This window comes from Streptomyces sp. NPDC059456 (genome assembly GCF_042750055.1).
In the GTDB taxonomy this organism is placed as follows: domain Bacteria; phylum Actinomycetota; class Actinomycetes; order Streptomycetales; family Streptomycetaceae; genus Streptomyces.
On sequence record NZ_JBHYVA010000002.1, the window covers coordinates 6,523 to 26,171 of the forward strand.

A 19,649-nucleotide genomic window follows, 5' to 3' on the forward strand; every position below is an offset into this window, starting at 1 on the left:
ATCGTGCTCGGCGCGGACGGCCGCCAGCCGGGCGTCGGCGAGAAGCGCGATCGCGCCGCAGACCGCGAGCCCGGGCACCGGGACGCGATTCGCCTGCTCGGCGTGGCGGGCGACCGCCTCGGCGTCCCCCGTCCGGGCCCAGAACTCGGCCGCGAGATCGTGGCCGTGGACGCACATCGGATCGGACCGGTCCCCGTCCGGGGACACGAGCAGCCGTACCCCCTCCGCCGGCGGCAGCGGACGTCCCAGTGCCATCCCGGCCTCGGCGCGTACGTGCCGGATGAAGCCCGCCCACATCCACGTCTCCGGCTCCGGGCAGCCTTCCAGGAGAGCCAGCGCCGGCCCGGCGGCCCCGGGGCCGGCGCCGTACAGGATGGCCCGCAGCCGCAGGCCCGCAGCCGGCGCGAGCATCTCCGTCGTGCCGAGTGACCTGGCCAGCTCCAGCGCGGTGTCCGCCGCCGCAAGGGCGTCCTCCATCGGCCCGGACGCGGTCAGCAACGATGCCCGGACGACGTGCAGTTCGGGAAGCATGTAGCGGTGCCGGTGGGCCTCCGCGAGTGCGAGGGCCTCCTCGACCCGGCGCGCGCACTGGTTCGGCCGTTCCAGCAGGATCTCCGCCCAGCACAGGTCGGGCAGACCGCCGAGGAGCCGCAGCCGTTCGCTCCCGGTGAGGGAGTCGGCGCTGCGCTCGGCCGAGTCGAGCGCATCGACGGCGCCCGGCACGTTCCCCTGGACGATCAGGCTGAGGCTTCTGAGGGCGTCGGCGGCCGCCGCGAGTTCCGGGCGGTCCGACGGGATGCCGAGGGTGTCCAGTCGGCCCAGACATCGCGCCCACTGACCGTTCATCATGTCGCGTCTGGCCAGGCTGATCCCGGTTTCCACCGAGGTGCCGGGCCGGGCGTCCGCGGCCTCCTGCGCGCGGGCCGCAGGGTCTGCCGTACGCGACCACCGGGGCGGGGCCGTGCCCGGTTCCGCCGGGGTGCCGTCGCAGATGCCGGCCTCGTGCAGCAGCCGGTACGCGCGGTCCCCCCGGCCCCGCAGCCGCTCGCCCAGCGCGAGGAGGTCCGCCGCGGCCGTCGAGCCACCGCTCGCGCCGGAGAGCAGCGGCCGCAGCACCTCGGCGGCTTCGTCGAGCCGCCCGGTGACCGTGAGGGCCCGGCCCAACAGCAGCGCGGCCCGCCGGAGCTGGACACGGTCACCCCGGTCGGCGAGCACCCGCAGCACGGTGCGCAGCCGCCGGATGCTGGTCTCGGGCGCCTGGTGCAACTCCGCCCGGGCGATGTCGACGAGCCGGGCCAGCTCGTCCCCGGACGCCGTACGGGCCAGGTGCTCGACGTGCGCGGCCCAGGCACCGGGCGCGGCGCCGCGCCGGTCGAGTTGGGCGGCGGCCCGCCGGTGCGCCTCGACGCGCCAGGCGGGGCTCGCCAGACGGTAGCCGACGGAGCCCAGCAGCGGTCTGCCGAACCGGTACCACCCGGCACTTCCCACCATGCAGCCGTGGTCGGCCAGCTCGTCGAGGGCGGTGCCGACCTGGCGCTCCGGCAGGACGGCCACCTCCGCGACGAGCGCCGCGTCGAACTCCGCACCGGCGACGGCTGCCGCCTGCAGTACCGCCCGGGCGCCGGCCGGCAGGCTGTCGAACTCGCCGAGCAGGTCGGGATCCGGGTACCAGCCGTCGAGGAGGCCCACCGGGCGGGGGTCCCCCGAGGCCAGCTCGCCCGCCAGCTCGTCGGCCCGGTCGGCCGGGAGGGCGGCCGTCAGGGAGTGTAAGGCGCGCAGCTGGCGGGGGTTGCCGCGGCCCGCCGCGACGAGCTGGCGCTCCCGGGCGGGCGGGGCTCCCGGTACGAGCAGGGCGGCGTCGGCGGGGGCCAGCGGGCCGAGCGCGATCCGCAGCGCGGCGGTGTCCCCGAGGGCACGCGCCAGCCACGCCGGGCAGCCTCCCGTGCGGTGCGCCAGCACGAGGCCGAGGCGCTGGTCGGCAGGCCCGCGCAAGACGTGTTCGAGCAGTCGCAGGGACTCCTCGTCGGCCCACTGGAGGTCGTCCAGGACGAGGAGCACCGGTGTGCGGTCGGCGTTCTCCAGCAGGGCGTCCCGCAGCCGGCGGTGCCTGCGGTGGAGCTGGGAGGCCCCCGGGGACGGCTGGTCGGCGAATTCCTCCAGCAGGTCCAACGCCGGGGTGTGGTAGAGGGCGTGCATCAGCAGCCCGTACGGCACATCGGTGTCGGCCGGCGTGGCCACCCCCCGCAGCACCTCGCGCCCCGCCGCCGCGGACCGCTCGACCAGCGCCCCCAGCAGCCGGGTCTTGCCGATGCCGGCCGTGCCCTCGATCACCGCGACCTTGCTCGTCCGACGCTCTTCGGTCAACAGCCGGGTGAGCCGGTCCAGTTCGCCGTCCCGCCCGATCAGCGGCCCCTTCGGCATGCCTGCCGTGCCCGCAACCGCCACCGCATCCGTCACCGCTCGAAACACCGGCATCTCCCCTGATGTCGCGGGCACGGTGCCGACCGCCCAACAAGACGAGCGACACCAGACCTTCACGTCACGCCCGTACGTCCCCCCGAACTGAAGCTGATCATCGCTCCCGCCGCCCCTCCTGTCGAGTGGGGAATCAACCGCCTGTCGGGCGAGGCCGCGGGGCCGGTGGCGGCGTCGCCCGGCAGGCGGCTGCGGAACGGGTCGGGCACCTGGTCCGGCGGCGCCCGGGCCGGCTCGCCGGGGGAGTCGACCGGGTGTCCGGTCGGCACGAAGTGCGCAGGGAGCGGTGCGCCGCCCGTGGATGTGGCCGTGGCGCCGTCGAGTTCCGCGGCGACGAAGGCGTCACCGGGTTCGCGCCGCAAGAAGGCAGACCGTTTCCCGGGTACGGACCTCGCCCGGGCACGGACCGGTCCCCGGAAGCACAGTCCCGGTCGACTCCCGTCCCTCCGGGGGTGTGGGTCAGCCATGGCGATCACTGGTCGCGGGCGCCGGGGTGCACATCTGCAACGAGTGCGTGGCCCTCGCCGCCTCGATCACCGAGCGAGCCTCGGCAGCCCGGCGAAACCCCGCGTGCCCGTCCGGGAGTCGCTGACGGACGAGGAGATGCCGAGCCGTATTCCGTCTGTTCTTGACGGACCGTCGCGGGGGGGCTTGGGATCGGCTCGACACGGGCGCCGGTGAGCAGATGCCGTGTGCGGGTCATCGGCCGCCGCCCGGGCGGGTGGCCGCGGCGGTTCCTCCGCGCCGGACCGGGCCCGGCCGGCCGAGGTCCACCGGTGCGTGGTCGAGGCAGTCGTATGGCGAGGGGCCACCGCCCAACGAGCAAGGGGGCTCGCCGACGCCGTGGTCGCCGCGTTGTCAGCGGGGAACCGGACTCGCTGGCGTCGGGAGACGGGGGAGGGCCGGGCGACCCGGCCGGTGGTGACTCGCGGTGAAAGCCCCTCCGCTCGACCGCGCGTCGACGAGCGGGCCTTGGGCGCGGGCGCGGCCATCCGCGGCGCCCTGCTGACGGGTGTGCTGCGGCACGCGGGGGCAGCGTCCCGCGCCCCCGAACCCCTTCTTTTCGTCCCCTTGACGATATGGGCCGCCTTCGTTATCGTCGCACTGACGAAATCAAGGGGGTCCGTCATGGCCGACATCACCCGGCGCTTCGGCTGGCGTCATCTGCGCTCCGCGCCCACCGTTCACATCCGCCACCACAAGCGCGGCCGACTCGTCCACGACGGGCGCGGGCTCAGCTTCTGGTACCGGTCACTGTCGGCGGCGCTCTCCGAAGTCCCGGTCGACGACCGGGAGCTGGCCATGGCGTTCCACGCCCGTACGTCCGACTTCCAGGACGTTGCCGTGCAGGCCACCGTCACCTACCGGATCAGCGACCCGACCGAGGCCGCGGACCGGCTCGACTTCTCCATCGACCCGGACACCGGGAGCTGGCGCGGCGCGCCCTTGGAGCAGATCGCCACTCTCCTGACCGAGACCGCGCAGCAGCACACGCTGGACGTACTGGCCCGCACCTCGCTGGCCGTCGCCCTGGTGGACGGCGTCGCCTCCGTGCGGGAGCGGGTCGCCGCCGGTCTCGCCGCCGAGCCCAGGCTCCCGGCCACCGGCATCGAGGTGGTGGCCGTGCGGGTCGTGGCGATCCGCCCCGAGGCCGAGGTGGAGCGCGCCCTGCGCACCCCGGCCCGCGAGCAGATCCAGCAGGAGGCCGACCGGGCCACGTACGAACGGCGGGCCGTGGCCGTCGAGCGTGAGCGTGCCATCGCCGAGAACGAGCTGGCCAGTCAGATCGAACTGGCGCGACGCGAAGAGCAGTTGATCGACCAGCGCGGCATCAACGCCCGCCGCGAAGCCGAGGAGAAGGCGGCGGCGGACGGCGTACGGACCGAGACCGAGGCGGCCCGCAAGGTCCGGCTGGCCCGCGCGGACGCCGAGGCGGCGCGCGAGACGGGCGCGGCCCGCGCCGAGGTCCAGGCCGCCTGGCTGCACGTGCACGACGAAGCCGGCCCGGGCACGCTGCACGCCCTCGCGGCGACCAGGCTGGCGGAGAACCTGCCGCGGATCGAGAGCATCACGCTCTCGCCCGACGTCCTCACCGGGCTCCTCGCCAGGCTCGGACGGCCGGAAGGCGGCGCGGACGCGTGAGCCTGGCCCCGCGGGCGGTGCTCGTGCACCGCAGGACCGAGTACGAGGAACTGCTCGCCCGGCACGGGACGCACGGGCAGGCCGCGTTCTTCCTGTCCAGCCGGGGCCGGTCGATCGACGAGGTGGTCCGCCGCCACGACCGCACACGGGAGGCGCTGCGGGAGGTGGCGGCGGCGGTTCCGCTCACCTGGCGCAGCTCCCGGGTGGAGCGGGCGGATCTGGACCGCTTCCTGTTCGCCCCGGAGGACGTGGTGGTCGTGGTCGGCCAGGACGGTCTGGTCGCCAACACCGCGAAGTATCTCCGCGGACAGCCGGTGGTGGGCATCGACACCGACCCGGGGCGCAATCCGGGCGTCCTGGTCCGGCACCGCTGCGCGGACGCAGCCGCCCTGCTGCGTGCGGCGGCCGCCGGGGGCGGGGCGCAGGAGCTGACCATGGTCGAGGCGGTCGCCGACGACACCCAGCGCCTTGTCGCGCTGAACGAGATCTACCTCGGTTCGCCCGGTCACCAGACGGCCCGCTACCGTCTGGGCTCCGACGGGGAGCAGGGCCCGGGCGAGGCCCAGGCGTCCTCCGGGGTGCTGGTGGGCACCGGTACGGGCGCCACCGGCTGGCTGCGTTCGCTGTGGCTGGAGCGCGGCAGCCCCGTGGGGCTGCCCGCACCCTGCGACCGGCGGCTCCTGTGGTTCGTGCGCGAGGCGTGGCCCTCACCCACGACCGGTACGACGAAGGTCGCCGGAGAGCTGGGGCGGGGGCAGGGACTGCAACTGACCGTGGAGTCGGACCGGATGGTGGTCTTCGGCGACGGGATGGAGAGCGACGCCCTGGAGCTGACCTGGGGGCAGAGCGTACGGCTGGGCATCGCGGAAACGGCGCTGCACCTGGTGACGTGAGCGGTGGGGTGAGCGGTGACGTGAGCGCACCGCCCGACCGGCTGCCGCCACTGCGGATCCGCGGCATGGTGTGATCGGCGCGGGTGAACTGCGTGCGCCGCAGCCACCTGCCCGACCTCCACGGCCGGCCCGGGTTCCGCCGCCGCGACATCGCGATGATGCGGACCCGCGGACGGCCACGGCCGGGCGGAGGCGGCGCTATTCCGTGACGGTGACCGTATAGAACTCCCCGTCCAGGATGCGTTCACTCTGGACGGCGCGGCCGTATTCCCCGCCCGCGCCCGTGTTGTCGCCGTTGGGTACGTGGCTGCGGACGCAGGGGGCGTTGGACCTGGGTTCCATCACGTCGACCTGCCAGCCCCCGTTCTCCTTGAACGGGAGGATTTCTGCGCACTGCGCGCCGTTGGTGCCGCCCTGGAATGATCCGGCGAACGGGAATTCGTCGCAGGAGTCGTCCGGCACGAGGTCGGGCCGTCTGACCATGGGGTCCGGGGCGGCGTCGCAGGTCTGGTAGCGCTTGCGCTTGGCCGCGTTCTCGTCCGCGTTGCGTTCCAGGGGCTTTTCCTTGGTCCCGAAATTGTTGGCGTAGAGATTGTGCTGGGCCCACAGGTAGGTGATGGCCGCGGCGCCGTACCGGCCTATGGAGATGTTCACATTGGCCATGTTCCCCGAGACGATGCAGCCGGGATCTGCGAGTACCGCGTCGCAGCGGAGGGTGAGTCCGTTCCATTCGTTGTCGCGCTTGCCGGGGGCGGATTCTCCGACGGAATAGAGGTCCACCTTGTACCGCGGCACCACGACGGACTGGAATCCGTTCGCCACGGTGGTCCGGTAGGTGACGTAGTCGTCCTTGCTCTGGCCCCGGTTGAGGAGCTCGTGCTTTCCGCCCCAGGCCTTGGCCCTGTCCATCGTGCAGCTGTAGGAACAGGAGGCCTCGAAGCCGATGAGGAGGGCGCCGACCCTGGAGCTGACCTCCGTGGCGGTCGCCTGCACCGTCTCCGACCAGGTTCTGCTCTTCGGGTCGAGGGTCGCGAAGGTGGCGACCTTGACGACCCCGGTGCCCAGGGTCGCACCTGCCTCGTCGTAGAGGGTGTAGGTGACGGTCTTCTCGGTGCAGTAGCCGTGCCGGGTGGAGCCGAATCTGAAGGTGCCGTTCTCCTGATCGGGAACGCAGTAGGGCTCGGTGAGCCGGGCCGGGCCCGCGGTGCCGGTGGCGGCCGGGGCCTGCGCGGGGGAGCTCTCCACACAGGCCATGACCGCCCCGTCCTTGCGGACCTCGGACCCCGGAGCTGTGGGCCTGCAGTTCTTCTGCGGGGTGGAGGACGGCGCGGGGGTCGGTGGGGGCGGCGGGGCGGTGCCGGTGAGGGTGGTGGCGGCGATGGCGAGCGAGACGATCGCCACCAGACAGCGTCTGGCGCGGTTCACTGAACTTCCTTCCCCGAGACGGCCGGTGCTGGTCACACGGCCGTGAAGGTCACCGGGATGCTAGGAACCGCTGCTCGGATTGATGTTCGGAATGTGAAAGTTTGGCCGGATCGCGGTCGGGCGGAGAGCCGCCGCCGCCGGCGGGCGGCACCTGCCGGTGGCCGGAGCGCACGTGGATGACCAGGACCGGACCGGACCGGGGCTGTGGCCGGCGAGGGGGAGGGAGTGCGTGGCCCGGGCCGGCGCCTTCGTGGCCGGATGCGGCCTGCCCGTCGAGGCAAACCTGACGCAGCGGGCGCGTCCCGCCGACAGCACTGCAGGCCACACGGTTCGCCGGTCCGCGGATCCGCCGGTCCGGCCGGGCGTCAGGGAGCGTCCGCGTACGGCGCGCTCAGCGTGATCCGGCCAGGGGAGGGCCACTCCTGATGACTGGCTCCCAGCCAGTCATCCCATCACCCCTGACCCTGATGAACGGTGACGAACCCGGGCAAGCCCGATTGGGCCTGTGCAGAAGCAGGCCACTCCGCGTCGGCTGCGAGCCCATGATCCCTCTGACCGGTTCCGGCGTCGCCGCACCGGTCCCGCTGCCGCTACGTTCACTGGTGATCCGCACCATCACACCGACCACGCCGGCCGGGGTTCCCGCCTGCCCCAACGCGGGTCCGGCCCAAGGGGGATGAGTACGATGCGTCACTCACGATCATCCGGCCGCTGGAAAAGGGGACTGACGGTCCTCGCCGTCGCCGTCTCCGCGCTCTCCGCCACGGCGGCCACGGCCGCCTCCGCCGCCGAGGCCGCTCCCGCTCCTTCCGGGGCCGCCGCAGCGGCGGCCGGCCAGCCCAGGCTCGGGGACGCCTGTACGCCGGCCGATCTCGGCAAGCGGTATCCGTACATCAAGTCCACCCAGATCGTTCCGACGATCACCCACTTCAAGGGCTGGTACGTCACCGACGGCACGACCGGCTCCCAGACCGTGGAGACCAGCACGCAGAGCACGGTCACCGTGTCGGTGGGCCTGAACGTCTCCATCCAGGGCGACTTCCAGATCGGCACCCTCGGCATGGTCGGCGCGAGCCTGGGACTGAGCGTGCAGATGTCTGCCAGCACCACCAGCAGCGAGTCCAAGTCGATCACCTGGGACTTCCGCAAGCCCGGCTACTACGCCCTGTACGAGGGGACCCGGAAGGTCACCGGCGAGTACGGCAGCCTCAACTGCAACCGCGTCGCCCTGGGCAACAACACCTTCGCCACCAAGTGGGTCGACGGCCCCACCAGCGGCAGCTACACCACCTACACCACCCTGGAAGAAGGCGCGGTGCGCTGCGAGGACACCGTCCCGCCCAGCAGCATCATGCGCAAGGCTCAGGACATCCTCGGTTGCAGCGCAGCCCTCCGCGCTCCGAGGAGTTCCGCCGCAGCCGACTCCGAGGCGGCCGCGCCGGCCAAGGCCGTCGCGCAGGACATCCCCGGATTTCCCGGTACCGGCACGCCGCCCGGGTTCACCTGTGACATGGCCAGCTACAAGATCGCCACACCGGACCGCGCCTTGTTCTGGTCCGCGCCCGGCTTCCTGGACATGAGCAACAACGTCCAGTTGCAGCCCGCCTCCCAGGCCTGGCTGAGCCAGGACCAATGGCAGCTGTGCCGCGGCCCGGAGGAGAACGGCCTCGCCGAACAGGTCCTGATCAACCGCGCGACCAACAAGTGCCTGGCCGTTGCCGAGCCGACCGCCGCCGACGAGGGTGCCGTCCTGCAGCAGGCTGACTGCAAGACGGACGACCTCCAGCGCTTCTACCTCTACCGAGACGTCCCCGGTTCCGACAAGATCGGGATTCAGAACAAGTACACCGGCTACATGATCGGCCACGATCGCAAGGCGGAAGGCCAGCCCCTGCGCCAGTACAGCATGGGCAAGCCCGACGGCACCGGGACCTATGTCCTCGTGAAGGCCTGACCTTTCGAGCGAGCACCAGTCCTGCCCGGCTGCCCGCTGTGCGGTACCGGGCAGGACCGCCCCGTGCCCGCCCTCCGGACATGCGGCGTGCCGCGGTGTCGGCGGAGCACCAGGCGTACCGAGCAGCGACGCCGGTCGGGGTCGGCGTCACCGTCCCCGAAGCCTTCGGCGCCCGGGCCCTGCCCCGCGTCAGGCGGCGGGGTGTTCGTCGTCGACGGCGCCGGCTTCGTGGCGAAGGGCCGCACCTCGGCCGGGGTTCAGCGGCAGTACGGACCGGCCCGAGACCGGTGTCACCCGCAGGTGCACTGCGGCGAGCAGCAGGCAGAACGCGGCCATGGCCGACCACAGTGCGGTGGTCCCCGCGTGGGCGAGGAGCTGGGTGCCGACGAGCGGGGCCAGCGTCGCGGCGATGCCCCAGCTGGTACCGAAGACGGCCAGGTAGCGGCCGCTCGCTCCGGCCGGTGCGAGTTCGGTGACCAGCGCGTAGATGCGGCCCATGACCAGGAGGTCGCCGAGGCTCTGGACGGCGGCCGAGGCGAGCAGCGCCGGCAGGGTGTGGGTGAGGGCGTAGCCGGTCAGACCTGCGGCCAGCAGGAGATGGGCGACGGCGAGTGCCACGGGCGTGGTCAGCCGGGTCGCGCAGGGCAGCCGGATCAGCGGCTGGGCGAGCACGGTGGTGGCTGCGGCCGCGGTGAACAACAGGCCGGCGTCGGCGGCGGGCAGACCCTGCCGTTCGAGTGCGAGGGGCAGGCTGATCGCGGCCTGCTGGTTGATCAGGGCGTAGGCGGTCCCGGTGGCCAGGACGTTCAGCAGGGTCCGGTCGCGCAGCGGTCGTACGGCGCTGCCCTTCCGGCCCGTTGCGGCTGGTTCGGGACGGTCGCGGGGCAGGGCCAGGCGGATCAGCAGTGCGCAGGCCAGGCAGGTGGCGGCGTCGGTCACGAAGAGCCAGCGCAGGTCCCAGCGGCCGAGCAGGGCGGCGAGCAGTCCGGCGCCCATGCCGCCCGCCGCGAGCGCGGCGCTGAACAGGCTGAACGCGCGCACCCGGTGCTGCTCCGGCACGGACTCGCCGATGATCGCCTGGCTCGGGGGCTCGTACAGCTCGAAGGCCAGCCCGAGCAGCACCGCCCCGGCGACCGCCCGGGTGAGCGACGTGGAGGCCGCGATGGCCAGCTGGGCGACGGCGCATCCGCAGAGCCCGAGCTCGATGGTCGTGCGCCGGCCGATCCGGTCGGCCAGGTGTCCTCCGGCCAGCCGCGAGGGGATCGTCGCGAGCCCGAAGGCGGCGCTGACGAGACCGGCAGCGGTCAGGCTCGCGCCGTGGTCGGTGCTGATCAGCGCGGTGAGAAAGGGCAGTGAGAAGGCCCCGAGCCGGTTGACGACCCGAGCGAGCAAGAGGAGGCGGACGGTGCGGGGCAGCGGCTCGGAGCGCGGCACGGCGCCTCCTGTTCTCGTGAATCGTCAATGCCGGTGATCAGCGGGTGGTCCGGCGATCCACCGTCAGGTCGGACCGACGGCGCGGGTGAAGTGCGGCAGCATCATCGCGACGAGGGCGTCGACATCGGCATCGACCATCGGTTCGCCGGTCATGCCCATCCGGTGGAGCAGGGTGCCGACGACGACGTCGATGAAGAACAGGACCCTGTTCTCCGGCTCGTCGAGCGCCTCTTGGAGGGCGAGGCGGTAGGGGTCCTGCAACCGTGAGGAGAGGATCTCGCGCAGGGCCGGGTCGCTCACGGCGTCGCTGAACACGCCCGCGAACGCGTCGCCCAGCCCGGGCTCGCCGATCTTCGCCGCGATCCAGCGGATGGTCGAGGCCATGAGCTCGGCCCGGTCGGCGCCCTCCTCGAGCGGAACCGGGCCGAACGCGTCGAGGAGGCAGTCCACGATCAGCGCGCCCTTCGACGGCCAGCGGCGGTAGACCGTCGACTTCGCGATGCCGGCCGCGGAGGCGATGCGGTCGACCGTGGCGCGCGCGTAGCCGATTTCGTGGACGGTGCTCAGCGTGGCGGCGAAGACCTCGGCGTCGAGGCCGGCGCGGGGACGTCCGGGCGGTCGGGCGGGAGGAGGCGTTCTGGTCATTCCCCCACCATAGCTAGTTCCGCTACCTTAAGTATCGATACCTCAGGTAGCGAAACTCTTCGAGGAGGAGAAGGCATGAGCGGGGACAGCGGTGCACGGCAGCCGTCGGCGAGCGGCAGCGGGCTGCGGGAGCAGGCATTGGGAGGCGAGCCGGACTGGGTGACGATGAGCGCCGAGGAACTGGCCGCCTACAGCGAGGCGGAGAACCGCAGGCGGGCGTCGCCGGCGATGCGGGCGATCACCGGGATGCCGGACCCCGGTGCCGCGATCGACTGGCAGTCGCTGGCACTGCCCGGCCGCCGTCTGCCGGTACGGGTCCACCGGCCGGTACGGGCCCACCTGCCGGTACCTGAACGCGGCGCCGGCTCCGCCGACCGGGCGGCGGCCCTGCCCCTCGTCCTCCACGTCCACGGCGGCGGGTTCGTGGGCACGGCGGTGCAGAGCGACTGGATCAACAGCCATCTCGCCGCCCGGCTGCCGGCCCTCGTCGTCTCGGTGGAGCACCGCCTCCTCGCCCCGGACACTCCGCTGTCGGCCGCCGCCGACGACGGCTGGGACGCACTCGACCACCTGGTGCGGCACGCCGCCGACTGGGGCATCGACCCGGCGCGCATCGCCGTGTTCGGCGAGAGCTGCGGCGCACTGATCACCGCCCTGGCCGCCGTCCGCGCCAGGCAGGCCGGTCTGCGACTGCGGGCGCAGGTGCTGGTCAACCCCGTTACGGACGTGACCGACACGATGCTCGACCACCCCTCGGTCACCGAGCACGCCCACACCCCGACCCTGACCGTTCCCCAACTACGGCTGGTGCACCGGCTCGCCGTCCCCTCGGGAACCGATCCCCGCGCGCTGTCCCCGCTGCACGCCGACAGCCACACCGGGCTCGCCCCGGCGCTGGTGTTGGTGCCGACCCATGACCCGCTGGCCGACCACGGCCGCCGCTACGCCGAATGCCTGCGCGCGGCCGGGACGCCCGCGCGGCTGACCGAGTTCCCCGGGGCCACGCACGCGTTCGTCAGCATGCCGGCCGTGGTGCCGCAGGCCGAGGCGGCCCGGACGGAGATCACCGAGTTCCTCCGCGAAGCCCTCGGCCACCCCGGCGGCCGCTGACCGGGCGAGCCGACGAAGGGATGCGTCGATCCGGCCCGCAACGGCGCGCTGCAGGCGCGGTCTTCCCGCACCGGCTGTGCGGTACCGGCCATGCCCGTCTCCGTGCGCGGTGCCGCTTCGCGTACGACCAGGTCACGGCCGTCATCAGGGCGGGGATCGCGGTCAACGGGGCAAACGTGCAGGCCCATACGGTGTATGCCGTACCGCTCGTCATGTACGTCCGGCTTTCGACGGTGAAGGCGACCACGAGTTGCCACCAGGACTCTCGTAGGGAGTACCGCCCTTTAGGGCGGTAGGGAATGCGTCCTTGGCCCGGAGGCGCGGGGCGCCGGAGTGCTCTGCGTCTCCGCTGTAACAGGCGGGTCAGATCGGACGGTTCTGCTGCTCGATGTAGCGGCGGACGATCGCGAGGGGAGCGCCTCCGACGGAGCCGGCGAAGTAGGAGCCGGACCAGAGCCGGTTGGCACGGTAGTAGTGCTGGAAGAGTTCGGGGTACTCCTGGCGGAGCCGGCGGGAGCTGACGCCCTTGAGGGAGTTGACGAGCTTGGACACGGCTACCTTCGGAGGGAAGCTCACGAGGAGGTGGACGTGGTTGGTCTCGCCGTTGAACTCGGTCAACTCGGTCTCGAAGTCTGCGCAGACGGCCCGCATGATCTCCTCCATGCGCGCCAGGTGGGCGTCGGTGAAGACGTCATGCCGGTACTTTGTCACAAAAACCAAGTGGGCGTGGAGGAGGAAAGTGCAGTGTCTACCTGTGCGGATGTTCTCGTACTCATCCATAGACCAACCGCAATATGATCTTCGGTATGCAGCTTCGGTACACCTTCCGCATCTACCCGACGCTGGGTCAGCGCAGCGCGCTGGCCGGGACGTTCGGGTGTGCGCGGACGGTGTGGAACGACTGCCTTCGGGCACGTCGGGACGCTCACCTCGGGGGTCTTCCGTTCCCGAAGTCGGGTGACCTATCGAAGCTGATGATCACGCAGGCCAAGCAGACCGAGGCCCGTGCCTGGCTGTCGAACGCGCCGGTCGGCGTGCTCCAGCAGTCCCTGCGGGACCTGGATACCGCGTACCGAAACTTCTTCGACTCCCTGTCGGGGAAGAGGAAGGGCCCGAAGGTCGCCGAGCCCCGCTTCAAGTCGAAGCGGGACAACCGGCAGTCCGCCCGATACACCCGTTCGGACCGGTGGAAGATCACCGAGTCAGGTCGGCTGCGGCTGCCGAAGGTCGGCGAGGTTGCCGTGAAGTGGTCCCGCGCTCTGCCGTCGGACCCGTCCACGGTGACCGTGGTCAAGGACCCGTCCGGCCGGTACTTCGCCTCATTCGTCGTCGAGACCAGCCCGGCCGACGACACGATGCCCGACACCGTCGGCGAGCAGGGCATCGACCTGGGACTGACCCACTTTGCGGTCATGGCCGACGGATCCCGCATCCGCTCCCCGCGGTTCCTGCGCCGCGCGGAGAAGAAGCTGAAGCGGGAGCAGCGCCGCCTGTCCCGCAAGGCCACAGGGTCCCGCAACCGGGACAAGCAGCGGATCATCGTCGCGCGGGCACACGCCCGGGTCGCGGACGCGCGCAAGGACTTCCACCACCAGCTCAGCACCCGGCTCGTACGTGAGAATCAAACGGTCGCCGTCGAAACGCTGAGCGTGAAGGGCCTGGCCCGCACCCGCCTCGCGAAGTCCGTGCACAACGCCGGCTGGTCGGCGTTCGTGAACATGCTGGAGTACAAGACGGCCCGGTACGGGCGGACCCTGGTCAAGGTCGACCGGTCCTTCCCGTCCTCGCAGATATGTTCCGCGTGCGGAATCCACGACGGCCCCAAGCCGCTGAAGGTACGGGCCTGGACCTGCACCGGGTGCGAGACCCGGCACGACCGCGACCACAACGCCGCACGGAACATCCTCTTCGAAGGCCGCCGCATCCTCGCGGCAGCACCCTAAAAACAGCTCCACCCACCCCCGGACCGGGGGCCCCGCCCGCAAGGGCGGGTAAACGCCTGCGGAGCGCAGAGAAGACCCACCAGAACCACGGGCACCGCGCGATGAAACAGGAACCCGTCTCAAGGCGAGCCGACACCACGGACGCCAGGGAGAGAATCCCCCGCCTTCAGGCGGGGGAGGAGGTCAAAGTGCCACCAGGATCAGGAGGCCCGAGGCGATCCACGCCAGGGCGGCGAGGGTCCGTGGGCGCACCGGCTGCCATCGGTCGCTGACGAGCAGCAGCGGAAACAGGGCGGCCGGCTCCGCGAAGACGGAGAGGCCGACGACGTAGGCGATGCCCCAGCCCGGGATGGCGAAGACGTCGCGCAGCACCTGATCGCTGTAGCCCACGTAGACGCCGGATGCCATGGCGATGCGCCACAGACCGGACGGGAGCGCGCACAGGGCGATGGCATGGGCGGCGCGGCGGGCCCATGCAGGCGCGGGTGCCACGGAGGACGGGTGACCGTTCGCTGTCGTCATGCCGTAGATGCTCGTCCCGGACATGGCAACCGCGCGTCCTCCGCCACGGCCGACCCCCCTCCCCCTCGCGGGGGAGGGCGGTCCCCCAGGAGGAGTGCCGTCACGGCCTTCCCTCAGGGTGTGGACCTGCCGTCGTCGAGCCGTTCGATGCGCGCCACGTTCTCCCGGTCCTCGGCGTCCGCACTCGCCTCGGCGGCGAACCAGGCGTCGAGGATCTCCTCGAGCAGCGGCTCCGAGGTCAGGCGCAGGCTGAGCGCGAGCACGTTGGCGTCGTTCCAGCGGCGCGCACCGTCCGCCGTGTAGGCGTCCGTGCACAGGGCCGCGCGTACGCCGGGAACCTTGTTCGCGGCGATCGAGGCGCCCGTACCGGTCCAGCAGCACACGACGGCCTGGTCGGCGTTCCCGGCGGAGACCTCGCGGGCCGCCGCCTCCGAGCAGGCTGCCCACTGCGGATCGTCGCCGGGTCTCAGCGCACCGTACGCCACCACGTCGTGTCCGCGGCCGCGCAGTTGCTCCAGGAGCGCGCGAGCCACGGGTTCGTCCATGTCCGAGGAAACGGCGATCCGCATGCCCCGAGACTAACCGGCCGCGGAACGGACGGTCGCCGCGCGTCGCGCAATCGTCTGGCAGTCTCAGTCGGACGTGCCGCGGAAGTGCACGAGATTTTGCCGAATCACGGCGAGGAGCGGATGGTCGGGGGCGAGCACCCGCAGGCCGTCGGCGAGTAGCTCCCGCAATGCGGTGGCGGCGCCTGCGGCGTCGCCGGCATCACCCCGGATCCGGGCGAGGTTGTTGCGGGTGCCCAGCGTGTCGGGATGGTCGGGGCTCAGGATCCTGAGACAGACAGCGAGCAGTTCCTCGTACGCCGCGGTGGCGTTGGCGTGGTCACCGGCCGCGCCGTGGATCGCGGCGATGGCAGCGAGCGTGGAGAGGACGTCCGCATGGTCGCGGCCATGCGCGCGAAGGTGGGCGGCCAGCAGTGCCTCGTGGTCGGTGAGGGCGCCGGCAGGATCGCCGGCGTTCATGCGTGACCGGGCCAGCTTGGCCCGGACCCTCAAGGAGTCGGGGTGGTCCGGTCCGTGGAGACGGGTGAGGTCGTCCACCAGCCCCTCCAGCGCGGTGACGATACCGGCAGTGTCTCCGGCCTCGATGCGGGCCAGGACGCATTTCGCGCGGACCTGCCAGATTTCGGGATGGTCCGGGCCCAGGACGCGCAGGCTGGCGGTGAGCAGCTCGTCCAGGCTGCTTGATGCCGGATTGTCGCGCAGCGCGGCCAGTAGATTGCACGCCTGACGCGCGTGGGGGTGGCGTGGGCCGAAGACCCGCAGGATGTCGTCGAGAACCGCCTCCAGGTCGGTGACCACGGCGGGTGCCGATCCGGCCCGTAGACGACAGACGGCGAGGAAGAGGCGGGTCTCGAGCGTGTCGGGGTGGTCGGGGCCGAGCGCCTGGAGCCGGACGTCCAGCAGCGACTCGAACGCGGTGACCGCGGCGGCCGGATCACCGCGGGAGAGGCTGGTGACGGCCAGTTCGCTTCGGGTGAGCAGGGTGCGGTGGTGGTGGGGGCCGAGCTCGCGTTCCCAGTCTCCCAGGAGCTGCGCGAACTCGGTGGCCGCACGGGCGGGGTCACCGGCCAGGACCTGCTGCCAGCGGGCGAGCTCATGGCGGGTGGCCAGGGTCTCGGGGTGATGGGTGCCGAACACCACTTCGGTGTCGGCGAGGACCGCCTTGAACTCGGAGACCGCGACTGCGGGATCGCCGGCCTCGCCCCGGTTCAAGGCGAGGTTGTGCCGCAGTTTGAGTGTGGCGGGGTCTTTGGGGCCCAGGATCGCGGTCCGGTCGGCGAGCAGCGATTCGAGTTCTGCCACGGCTGCTTGCGGATCGCCGAAACGACCGAGTGCCAGGCCCAGGGTGTGCCGTGCGTTGTGTGTTTCGGGATGATTCGGTCCGAGAACCCGACTGCGATCGATGACCAGCTGCCTGGTGTTGTCGAGGCCCGCCCCGTCGCGCGCCTCGACCTGCCAGATGACCTGGTCACCGCGAGCCGCCAAGGTGGCGGGGTGGTCTGGGCCCAGCCGTTTCGCAGCGGTGGCGTGCAGCTTGCTGAAGTACGCGGCCGCGGTGGTGGCCTGGCCGACCTGACCGAGGCTGCGGCCGGCCTCGGTCAGGACGGGGTGGTGGGCGTCAGCGCTCCACTGGTGCTCGTCGGCGTACCGTTCGAGCGACTCGGTGTTGGCCCGCAAGCGTTGGTTCAGGTCTGGATCGCGGCCGTGCTCGGGCCAGGCCGTGACGAGGGAGTCCGCGGCGGCCCACGTCAGGTGGCGCAGCCGCCCGGGCGGTATCCCGTCGCGGATCGCACGCTGGACGAGCGTGTGCACCCGCACCTCGGCATGGCTGACGCCGGCCAGGCTGTACAGGTACGAGCGGCGCAGGGCGGCGTAGACGGTACCGGCGTCGAGTTCCTGCGGCGGGGCGCCGGTGTCGACACTGCGGGCGTGGCTCAGCCAGGCGCGGGCGACGCCGGTGGTCAAGACCGAGGTCGGGATTCCTTCGGAGTCGAGCACGCTCGCCAGCTCCAGGACGGGCCGGACCAGACCGGCAGTGCGGCCGGCGTCCGCGGCCTCGATCGACAACAGCCAGGTGACCGCAACGGAACTGGGGTACCCGTCGGGCAGCTGGTCCCGCTCCGGCACCAGGTCGGCGAGGCGCTGCCCGCGGTGGTCGGCGAAGCGGCGCCGGTACTCGCTGCACGCCACGTCCTGGTTGAGCAGGTACGCGGCGGCCTGCCCGAGGGCCAGCGGCAGCCGCCCCAGGTCGGAGACGACTCCGGCGACATCGTCGGCCAGATGCTCGGGCAGACCGTGGCGCAGGTAGGCCTCCGCCTCGGCCTCGGTGAACACGTCGACCTCGACCACCCGGTGGCCTCGCCCGACGATCCCGGAATGCCGTGGACGCGCGGTGATGACGGTGCGTCCAGCGGGGTTCTGCCTGGTCGGCCGCAGCTCGCCGAGGTCGTCGGACCGGTCCACGTTGTCCAGTACGACCAGCCACCGCCGCGGCGTGGTCTCCAGCCAGACGAGGAAGCGTTCCGCGGCCGCTGCGGGGTCGCCCGGGTCGGCCGCGGCGAACCTCGCACCGGCTTCGGCGTAGCGCGAGACGATGGCGTCCCGGGAGGAAGCGTCAACCCACACCACCAGGTCGACGTTGCCGGCGCCCACCTGGCGCCGTGCCCAGTGCGCCGCCAGCTGGGTCTTGCCCACCCCACCCAGCCCGACGATCACGACGAGCCGCTCGGCAGTCAGCGCCGCGGCCAGTTCCTCGATGACCGCGCGTTCTTGAAAGGCATCTGCTTCGGGGGGAACCCGGCCCACGAGCGGCACGGACTGGTGCCTGTCAGGAGCAGCGGTTTCCCGGGCAGGCCTGTGATCGTCCATCGCCTCGTGCGCCGCGACCAACAGGTCGTGGGCCTCCCGGATCTCCCGCGGCCGGCCGTCCCGCTGCTCGACGGCCCGGCTCCTGAGGTCCAGCAGATCGTCCAGGTCAAGGTGCAGCGTTGGCGTCAGCCGGCGCAGGGTCTCCGCGGACGGAATTTCGCCCGGGTCATTGATCGCGTTGTGGAGCGTCGTCGTACTGAGCTTCGTCTGCTTGGAGAGCTGATTCCTGCTCAGGCCCGCGGTCTCCTGACCGCGTTTCAGAATTCTCTTCAGCTCGGCGAGGGGTCCCCGCCCGGGCTGACCGCTCACACGCTCCAAGATCCACCCGCCCGACTGGCGCCCTGTTCAACCTTGTTCATCATCCATCACATGAACCCGGTTGAACGGCTGGACTGCGACATTCGTCGAACCGCACCATTCGGCGCGGAATCATTCACCGGGAGTTCGTGATGCCTGTTCGTCTGACGCTGATTCTGCTGGCCGCCACGGTCCTGCTGTTGCTCGCGACGGCGGTGGCCCTCGGGGCCGCCTACCTCACACGCCGGGACGGGGCCGGCTACCGGGCCTCCATCAGGGCCGGCGCGGTCGGATTCGCAGCGGCGGTCACCACCGCCACCGCAGTGATCGAGGCGCTCGCGGCAGTTGCCCGCTGACCCGGCGCGCCCGGGCAGAGGGCCGACTGCGCGTGGCACAGGGGTCACGGACCTCCACAGCGGGGGACCCGGGGCGGGGCTGGTCCGTGCGGCTTCAGGACCTGGACCGACGGGGCGCGACGCCCGCGGGTGGGCCTCCTGTGCCGTCAGCGGAGGTGGACGTCCTTGGAACGGAGGTAGGCGACCGGGTCGATGTCGGATCCGTGGCCCGGGCCGGTGCGGATCTCGAAGTGGAGGTGCGGGCCGGACGATTTGCCCGTGTTCCCCGAGCGGCCGACGCGCTGTCCGGCGTCGACGCGCTGCCCGCCCCTTACGCTGATGCTGCTCAGGTGTGCGTACTGGCTGTGGATGCCGTCGGCATGACGGAGGATGACCTGGTAGCCGTAGGACCCGGCCCAGCCGGCGGACGCCACCTGCCCGGCGGCAACCGCTTGGACGGAGGTGCCGGCGGGCAGGGGGAAGTCGACGCCCGTGTGATAACCCGGGGACCAGTGTGATCCGATCGCCCGGTACGGCCTCCCCAGTGCGGCCTGCACCGGAGCACAGAACTGCCGCCCCTGCCCGTACGGGTCGTCGGGCCGGTCGTTGGCCAGGAGGGCGAGGACGGCCTGGGCCTCGTCCAGGGGCGGTCGCTCGTCGGGTTCCTTGGCCAGCAGCCGCGATGCCAGGGTCTCCAGCGCGGGTGGTACGGCAGGACGGGCCGCTCGCAGGCGCGGCGCCTTCTGCGTCAGATGGAGGTGCGCCAGGACCTCCGGGCCGGGGCTCCTGAAAGGTGGGTGGGCGGTGAACAGGGCGTACAGCAGGCAGCCCAGCGCGTAGAGGTCGGCCCGCGCGTCGGCCCGTTCGCCCTTCCACTGCTCGGGAGCGGTGAAGAGACCGCCGCCGGCCGTGCCGGGTCCCGTGCCGGGTCCCGTGCCGGGTCCCGGCGCGGGTCCCGCGCCGGTGGTTGCCGAGTAGCAGACCGCGATGAGGCGGCCCGGCCCGCGCCAGTCGTTGTGTCAGGAGTGGACCACGGGCGG

At 72.1% G+C, this 19,649-nt stretch carries 16 protein-coding genes and 2 pseudogenes; 7 read left to right on the forward strand and 11 right to left on the reverse strand.

Annotated features, from left to right (window positions below):
- Together ACFXA3_RS00640 and ACFXA3_RS00645 are read right to left on the reverse strand one after the other, a co-directional pair.
- Window positions 1-2,475: ATP-binding protein (locus ACFXA3_RS00640; protein ID WP_385179970.1), on the reverse strand; the 2,475-nt coding region annotated here is incomplete at its 3' end.
- Between the two features lie 59 nt (window positions 2,476-2,534).
- Window positions 2,535-2,837, reverse strand: a complete 303-nt coding sequence (locus tag ACFXA3_RS00645; protein ID WP_385180070.1) for a hypothetical protein — start codon at window positions 2,835-2,837, stop codon at window positions 2,535-2,537.
- Between ACFXA3_RS00645 and ACFXA3_RS00650 the strand changes: the two genes are divergently transcribed.
- The 3 genes from ACFXA3_RS00650 to ACFXA3_RS00660 all read left to right on the forward strand — a co-directional run bounded on the left by ACFXA3_RS00650 (window position 2,777) and on the right by ACFXA3_RS00660 (window position 5,510).
- The gene (locus ACFXA3_RS00650) at window positions 2,777-3,067 is read left to right on the forward strand and encodes a ClpX C4-type zinc finger protein (protein ID WP_385180062.1); all 291 of its coding nucleotides are present in this window, start codon (window positions 2,777-2,779) and stop codon (window positions 3,065-3,067) included. The genes ACFXA3_RS00645 and ACFXA3_RS00650 overlap by 61 nt on opposite strands.
- 536 nt (window positions 3,068-3,603) lie before the next feature.
- Entirely contained in the window at window positions 3,604-4,617 is a 1,014-nt protein-coding gene (locus ACFXA3_RS00655; protein WP_385179972.1) for an SPFH domain-containing protein, read from the forward strand.
- Complete coding sequence (locus tag ACFXA3_RS00660; RefSeq protein WP_385179975.1) at window positions 4,614-5,510, forward strand: hypothetical protein; 897 nt, start codon at window positions 4,614-4,616, stop codon at window positions 5,508-5,510. The genes ACFXA3_RS00655 and ACFXA3_RS00660 overlap by 4 nt, the downstream gene beginning before the upstream one ends.
- Window positions 5,511-5,708: 198 nt before the next feature.
- Here ACFXA3_RS00660 and ACFXA3_RS00665 read toward each other — a convergent pair whose 3' ends face one another.
- Window positions 5,709-6,935, reverse strand: a complete 1,227-nt coding sequence (locus ACFXA3_RS00665) for a hypothetical protein (protein ID WP_385179978.1) — start codon at window positions 6,933-6,935, stop codon at window positions 5,709-5,711.
- A gap of 685 nt (window positions 6,936-7,620) precedes the next feature.
- Here ACFXA3_RS00665 and ACFXA3_RS00670 point away from each other — a divergent pair.
- Window positions 7,621-8,889 (forward strand): RICIN domain-containing protein, encoded by a 1,269-nt coding sequence (locus ACFXA3_RS00670; RefSeq protein ID WP_385179980.1) that lies wholly within the window; start codon window positions 7,621-7,623, stop codon window positions 8,887-8,889.
- 189 nt (window positions 8,890-9,078) lie between these two features.
- On the opposite strand, the gene ACFXA3_RS00675 is transcribed toward ACFXA3_RS00670, so the two are convergent.
- On the reverse strand, window positions 9,079-10,323 hold the full coding sequence (locus ACFXA3_RS00675) for an MFS transporter (RefSeq protein ID WP_385179983.1): 1,245 nt from the start codon (window positions 10,321-10,323) through the stop codon (window positions 9,079-9,081).
- A 63-nt stretch (window positions 10,324-10,386) separates the two neighbouring features.
- Window positions 10,387-10,968: a TetR/AcrR family transcriptional regulator gene (locus ACFXA3_RS00680; protein WP_385179986.1), complete on the reverse strand. Its 582-nt coding sequence runs from the start codon at window positions 10,966-10,968 to the stop codon at window positions 10,387-10,389.
- Between the two features lie 165 nt (window positions 10,969-11,133).
- Here ACFXA3_RS00680 and ACFXA3_RS00685 point away from each other — a divergent pair, with 165 nt between their 5' ends.
- On the forward strand, window positions 11,134-12,078 hold the full coding sequence (locus tag ACFXA3_RS00685; protein WP_385180065.1) for an alpha/beta hydrolase: 945 nt from the start codon (window positions 11,134-11,136) through the stop codon (window positions 12,076-12,078).
- Window positions 12,079-12,441: 363 nt separating this feature from the next.
- Here ACFXA3_RS00685 and tnpA read toward each other — a convergent pair whose 3' ends face one another.
- The gene (tnpA, locus tag ACFXA3_RS00690) at window positions 12,442-12,858 is read right to left on the reverse strand and encodes an IS200/IS605 family transposase (RefSeq protein WP_385179989.1); all 417 of its coding nucleotides are present in this window, start codon (window positions 12,856-12,858) and stop codon (window positions 12,442-12,444) included.
- Between the two features lie 26 nt (window positions 12,859-12,884).
- Between tnpA and ACFXA3_RS00695 the strand changes: the two genes are divergently transcribed.
- Window positions 12,885-14,021, forward strand: coding sequence for an RNA-guided endonuclease InsQ/TnpB family protein (locus tag ACFXA3_RS00695; RefSeq protein WP_385179992.1), 1,137 nt, complete (start codon window positions 12,885-12,887; stop codon window positions 14,019-14,021).
- Window positions 14,022-14,204: 183 nt separating this feature from the next.
- Here ACFXA3_RS00695 and ACFXA3_RS00700 read toward each other — a convergent pair whose 3' ends face one another.
- The 3 genes from ACFXA3_RS00700 to ACFXA3_RS00710 form a co-directional block, all read right to left on the reverse strand.
- Window positions 14,205-14,543 carry a hypothetical protein gene (locus ACFXA3_RS00700; protein WP_385179994.1) on the reverse strand — a complete coding sequence of 113 codons (339 nt, stop codon included), beginning with the start codon at window positions 14,541-14,543 and terminating at the stop codon, window positions 14,205-14,207.
- Window positions 14,544-14,656: 113 nt separating this feature from the next.
- Window positions 14,657-15,112, reverse strand: a complete 456-nt coding sequence (locus tag ACFXA3_RS00705; protein WP_385179997.1) for an RpiB/LacA/LacB family sugar-phosphate isomerase — start codon at window positions 15,110-15,112, stop codon at window positions 14,657-14,659.
- Window positions 15,113-15,175: 63 nt separating this feature from the next.
- Window positions 15,176-18,286 (reverse strand): tetratricopeptide repeat protein, encoded by a 3,111-nt coding sequence (locus ACFXA3_RS00710; RefSeq protein ID WP_385180000.1) that lies wholly within the window; start codon window positions 18,284-18,286, stop codon window positions 15,176-15,178.
- Between the two features lie 140 nt (window positions 18,287-18,426).
- On the opposite strand from ACFXA3_RS00710, the gene ACFXA3_RS00715 reads away from it, so the two are divergent.
- A complete protein-coding gene (locus ACFXA3_RS00715) occupies window positions 18,427-18,630 on the forward strand; it encodes a hypothetical protein (RefSeq protein ID WP_385180002.1) in 204 nt (67 codons plus the stop codon).
- 146 nt (window positions 18,631-18,776) lie between these two features.
- Here the strand turns inward: ACFXA3_RS00715 and ACFXA3_RS00720 are convergent.
- Both ACFXA3_RS00720 and ACFXA3_RS00725 read right to left on the reverse strand, forming a co-directional pair.
- Window positions 18,777-19,175: pseudogene (locus tag ACFXA3_RS00720) on the reverse strand (M23 family metallopeptidase); the annotation flags it as partial.
- Window positions 19,176-19,253: 78 nt separating this feature from the next.
- Window positions 19,254-19,598, reverse strand: a pseudogene (locus ACFXA3_RS00725) (hypothetical protein); the annotation flags it as partial.
- Between the last annotated feature and the right edge of the window lie 51 nt (window positions 19,599-19,649).

Bases quoted from the DNA above. Each gene is read 5' to 3' on its own strand.
- ACFXA3_RS00650 (WP_385180062.1), top strand. From the start codon at position 2,777: ATGTGGCCGTGGCGCCGTCGAGTTCCGCGGCGACGAAGGCGTCACCGG.
- ACFXA3_RS00655 (WP_385179972.1), top strand. From the start codon at position 3,604: ATGGCCGACATCACCCGGCGCTTCGGCTGGCGTCATCTGCGCTCCGCG.
- ACFXA3_RS00670 (WP_385179980.1), top strand. From the start codon at position 7,621: ATGCGTCACTCACGATCATCCGGCCGCTGGAAAAGGGGACTGACGGTC.
- ACFXA3_RS00680 (WP_385179986.1), bottom strand. From the start codon at position 10,968: ATGACCAGAACGCCTCCTCCCGCCCGACCGCCCGGACGTCCCCGCGCC.
- ACFXA3_RS00685 (WP_385180065.1), top strand. From the start codon at position 11,134: ATGAGCGCCGAGGAACTGGCCGCCTACAGCGAGGCGGAGAACCGCAGG.
- tnpA (WP_385179989.1), bottom strand. From the start codon at position 12,858: ATGGATGAGTACGAGAACATCCGCACAGGTAGACACTGCACTTTCCTC.
- ACFXA3_RS00695 (WP_385179992.1), top strand. From the start codon at position 12,885: ATGCAGCTTCGGTACACCTTCCGCATCTACCCGACGCTGGGTCAGCGC.
- ACFXA3_RS00700 (WP_385179994.1), bottom strand. From the start codon at position 14,543: ATGACGACAGCGAACGGTCACCCGTCCTCCGTGGCACCCGCGCCTGCA.
- ACFXA3_RS00705 (WP_385179997.1), bottom strand. From the start codon at position 15,112: ATGCGGATCGCCGTTTCCTCGGACATGGACGAACCCGTGGCTCGCGCG.
- ACFXA3_RS00715 (WP_385180002.1), top strand. From the start codon at position 18,427: ATGCCTGTTCGTCTGACGCTGATTCTGCTGGCCGCCACGGTCCTGCTG.